Origin of the sequence: Halomonas sp. AOP30-A1-24, from assembly GCF_052378165.1 — a bacterium.
In the GTDB taxonomy this organism is placed as follows: Bacteria; Pseudomonadota; Gammaproteobacteria; order Pseudomonadales; family Halomonadaceae; genus Vreelandella; species Vreelandella citrativorans.
On sequence record NZ_JBQSXL010000057.1, the window covers coordinates 1 to 4,484 of the forward strand.

The following is a 4,484-nucleotide window of genomic DNA, read 5'->3' on the forward strand; positions in this document are numbered from 1 at the left end:
ATTCTCGCTGATCACTGTGGTAGACAACACTCCATCATGGCAAATTACTAAAGACCGCTACTTCAAACGGTAAGCAACGGCTTTCAGAAGAGGGGGAAATATGATTTGCTTAATCTTCCGTCTCTTTTGTAAACGTTTTTACACGTCTTTCTGTCCACCACATCCAGATAATCGAAATAAGTGTTACCGCGAAGCACAGCATCCATACGGTGGTGGCGATGCCTGTCAGGTCGACGAGGGCGCCAAACATGATAGGCAGTAGAAAACCTCCCAGGCCGCCTGCAAGGCCGACAATGCCGGACACCAAACCAAGGTTTTCCTGGTAGTCATTGGCAAGATACTTAAAGACGGAGGCTTTACCAATTCCCCACGCAATGCCCACTACAAATAGCGCGGTAGTGAAAAGCCACACGGGAATGCCAAACCCAAACTCCACGCGAGCCCCATTGGCAGCGCCTTGAACGCTATAGTAGGTCTCTGGATAGGACATGATAAAGAGCGCAATTAAACTCGCCCATAAGCATGTCCAGGTTACAGTGTGGGCGCCGAAACGATCCGATAACCAACCGCCGAATGCGCGAATAATGCCGGAAGGCAACACGAAAATAGTGGCAATCACGGCAGCTAATTGAATGCCAAAGCCATATTCATTCATGTAGTAACGGGTAAGCCATAGTGAGACGCCGACATAGCCGCCGAACACTACCGAGTAGTATTGACAATACTTCCAGACTTTTGGGTCGTTGATAACGTTGAGCTGCTCACGCAAGGAGCTACGTTGTGTATTGCGATGGCTCGGGTCAGTAAACGAGAAGAACCAAAAGAAAGCGGCAGTTGCGAGCATGATAATCGCATACAGATTGGGTACCGCTTGCCAGCCAAGCATAACGATAACGGTAGGGGCTATGTATTTGGTAACCGCGGCACCCGCATTGCCCGCTCCAAATACCCCCATTGCCAAGCCTTGGCGATCTTTTTCAAACCACTTTGCCGTATAAGTGATACCAACCGAAAAAGCCCCCCCGGATAGGCCAATAAAAGCGCCTAGTATTAATAACTGCCAATAAGCGGTGGCGAACTGCACCAGCCAGATAGCGGGCACAATAACCAAAAGCACAATAAAGAAAACCGGACGCCCGCCGTAACGGTCTGTCATTGAGCCCAAGGGCAAGCGGGCGAGAGCACCGGTAAGAATGGGAATGGCCGTTAAAATGCCAAACTGCGTTCCGTTAAGTGCTAACTCCTCGGCAATAGGAACGCCAATTTCACCAAACATGGTCCAGACCATAAAGCACATGGTGAACGCAAAGGTGTTGGCAATGAGTACCGCATTCTGCTTAAAACGATGGGTAGCCATGGCGCCCCCTGAGTTTTCGCGTCAATAGGATAGATAGCATTGATATCCAGGTCCTCAATTTAATTGGCATCAAATCACTATGGATTACGCACATAGGCATTTTTGCGCAGGTAGAACCACCAGTTGATCAGTAGGCAAACCAGGTAAAAAACGGCAAAACCATACATGGCTACTTCAGGCGAGCCTGCACGAATTTGATCCCCCAGCACAACGGGAGCAATAAACGAGCCGTAACCAGCAATAGCCGCTGTCCAACCCAGTACCGGACCTTTTTTCTGCGCGTCAAAAATAAAGCCAATACTGCGAAATGTAGAGCCGTTGCCGATGCCGCTGGCGGTGAAAAGCACCATAAACAGCAGCATGAATAACCAGAAGTATTGGTTAGGATCGGTGGCGTTGTACGCCAGCATCATGACGTAACCTGCCCCGGCTGATGCAAAGACCATTACCACCGTGATGATTTGTGTGACCAGTGAGCCACCGAATTTATCGGCTACCCAGCCACCGATAGGGCGTACCAGCGCACCTATAAAAGGGCCCATCCATGACCACGTAAGCGCGCTGGGCGCATCCGGGTTGGCGATTCGATTAATGCTTCCATCGGCAGCTATTTCGGCCATATTGCCGAATATAATCGTGATTGAAAGGGGAAGAGCCGCTGAAAAGCCAATAAATGAGCCAAAGGTGACGATGTAAAGTAGCGTCATTGCCCACGTGTGTTTATCACGGAAAATCGTAAACTGCTTTTGGATATTAGGTTTAATTTGTTCGCCAGGTATAAGGCGCAGCATGATCAGAGTGACAATGACGGTGCAGGGCAGAGCCAGCCACATATTTAGCCAAGACAGCGCCACAAGGCCAAGGAACGTCGCAATAATACCTACACCATAAAGCCCCAGTATTTTGCCAAATGCCTGTAGCGGTGTGCCTGGGTCGGGGCTAATAGGGCGCAAGTTATTCATACCAAACCAGCCAGCAAAGGCCAAAGGGATGAGAAAGAGCACCCAGATAAACGCCGCATTCTGTATCCAGGTAAGGGTGCCCGCCTCAATGCGGCCAATCAAGGTTCCGCTTGTGTTTTGAAGCTCCATGGGGCCGCCCGCAAGAACACCAAAAAGGCCGACAGTCATCACCAGGGGAACAAGGATTTGCATGGTGGTGACACCAAAATTGCCAAGCCCTGCGTTCATTCCCAGTGCGTAGCCTTGCTGTTTTTTGGGATAGAAGCTCGAAATATTACTCATGGAACAGGCAAAGTTTCCTCCGCCAATACCTGATAACAGGGCCAGTGCCTGAAAAATCCAGAAAGGCGTGTTCGGATTCATAAGCGCGAACCCAGTGCCTGCTGCGGGTATGATCAGCAATGCTGTGGTGAGAAAAACCGTATTACGTCCCCCCGCTAAACTAAGCATAAATGCCGCAGGGATACGTAATGTTGCGCCCGCCAGCCCCGCAGTAGCGGTAAGGGTAAAGAGCTGGTCAGTAGTGAAAGGAAAGCCCAGGTTTTGCATCTGGGTGGCGATCATGCCCCACATCATCCATACCGCAAAGCCTACCAGAAGGCTCGGAATAGAAATCCATAAATTGCGGTTTGCAATGTGCTTTCCTTCGTTTTCCCAGAAGCCGGAGTCTTCGACATCCCAGCGTTCAATGTCAGCATTTTTTCTGGCCATCATGTACCCCCTTGTAGAAAAGTGCCGCATAGCACTGCTTATACGAAAGATACGCGCTAGCAAGCAGAGGGGGAATGAGGCAGGTCAATGGATGGGAACTCTCAAGTACCTCTTACGAGGTATGTATGCTGAGTATCTAATGTACTGTTTTTAAAAGTTTTAATGGTGCGCTAGGTGGTGTAATAAATGGCAATAAGTGGAAGTTGGATTTTAAGGGGTATCCACTCATGGCAGGCTTTCAGCTACTTATTGAGGCCTTCTTGTACGGCCCAAACAGCCGCTTCAACGCGGGAGCGCAGACTCAGCTTTTTGAGCAGGTGCTTAACATGTACCTTGACGGTGCCTTCGGTAATATCAAGCTTGCGAGCAATGAGCTTGTTCGACATGCCTGCGGCTAATTCGGCAAGAATTTCTTTTTCGCGCTGAGTAAGCGCATTAATAGACGGTTTCGCAGGGAGTGAACGCTGGTTGCGCAATGCTTGGGCAAGTAGCGCTGTTAAATTTTCGCTAATGGCCATGCGGCCTTTGGCCGCCTGGCGCAGTTGATGAATCATATCCTCTGGCTCCATGTCCTTTAACAAGTAGCCATCGGCCCCACCACGTAGCGCATCGACCACGTCGTCTTCCTGATCTGACACGGTATACATAATGACGCGGCCTGCATAACCTTCTTCGCGCAAATGTTTAAGTGTTTCCAGGCCATCCATCTCGGGCATATTGAGATCCAGCAGTACCATGTCTGGGTCAAGCGTAATGGCTTGATGGATGCCTTCACGGGGACTTCCTGTTTCAAATACCAATGCCAGATCATCTTCCATTTCCAGTAATTGACGTACGCCTCGTCGTAGCAATGGATGATCATCAATTACGATAAGTGTGGCGGGCTCGTCGTAAATTTCGCTAGCCATATTCAAGTATTTCCTTCCTTGATAAGACGTTCGGTCAACGGGGTAAAGCACAGATAAACGCCTGTGCCTCCTTCCGGTCGATTATTGAAATGAAGGTCGGCATTAATGTTATTGGCTCGGTCACGCATGATCACTAGCCCGTAGTGCATGGGGGGGGACTGATCATCCTGTAGGCCTATACCGTCATCTTCAATCGCCAAGTGCAGTGTTGCCTGATCAAATACCAGGCTAACGTGTGCCCAGTGAGCTTTGGCATGTTTATGTGTATTGGCGAGTGCTTCGCGCGTGATTTGCAGCAGGTGTATTTCTTCACTTGCGCTAAGTAAGTGGGGTGGCAGGCGGTAGGTTAGCTCGACCGGGAACCCAAGCCGCTGGCTAAACTCTTTGATGGTTTGCTGTAGTGCGGGCTGAAGGCCTGGCTTATCCAAACTAAGCCGGAACGTGCTTAATAGCTCACGGAGCTGGCGATAGGCACTATTCAGCCCTTCACGTAAATCGCTGGTTACGCCACGTTGTTGCTCAGCAGAAAACTGTTTCTCCTGAATG

Annotated in this window: 4 protein-coding genes; all 4 read right to left on the reverse strand. The window is 49.9% G+C overall.

Annotation, left to right across the window (positions count from 1 at the left end):
* Nucleotides 1-109: 109 nt before the first annotated feature.
* A complete protein-coding gene (locus ACT3TJ_RS17660) occupies nucleotides 110-1,357 on the reverse strand; it encodes an MFS transporter (RefSeq protein WP_193056422.1) in 1,248 nt (415 codons plus the stop codon).
* A 77-nt stretch (nucleotides 1,358-1,434) separates the two neighbouring features.
* Complete coding sequence (locus ACT3TJ_RS17665; RefSeq protein ID WP_444622793.1) at nucleotides 1,435-3,030, reverse strand: antiporter; 1,596 nt, start codon at nucleotides 3,028-3,030, stop codon at nucleotides 1,435-1,437.
* Nucleotides 3,031-3,272: 242 nt separating this feature from the next.
* Nucleotides 3,273-3,938: a two-component system response regulator NarL gene (gene narL / locus ACT3TJ_RS17670; RefSeq protein ID WP_172116672.1), complete on the reverse strand. Its 666-nt coding sequence runs from the start codon at nucleotides 3,936-3,938 to the stop codon at nucleotides 3,273-3,275.
* A 2-nt stretch (nucleotides 3,939-3,940) separates the two neighbouring features.
* The coding region (locus tag ACT3TJ_RS17675; protein WP_444622792.1) for an ATP-binding protein at nucleotides 3,941-4,484 on the reverse strand (544 nt) is incomplete at its 5' end.

Excerpts from the sequence above, each read along its gene's own strand:
- narL (WP_172116672.1), bottom strand. The coding sequence starts at position 3,938 with ATGGCTAGCGAAATTTACGACGAGCCCGCCACACTTATCGTAATTGAT.
- ACT3TJ_RS17665 (WP_444622793.1), bottom strand. The coding sequence starts at position 3,030 with ATGGCCAGAAAAAATGCTGACATTGAACGCTGGGATGTCGAAGACTCC.
- ACT3TJ_RS17660 (WP_193056422.1), bottom strand. The coding sequence starts at position 1,357 with ATGGCTACCCATCGTTTTAAGCAGAATGCGGTACTCATTGCCAACACC.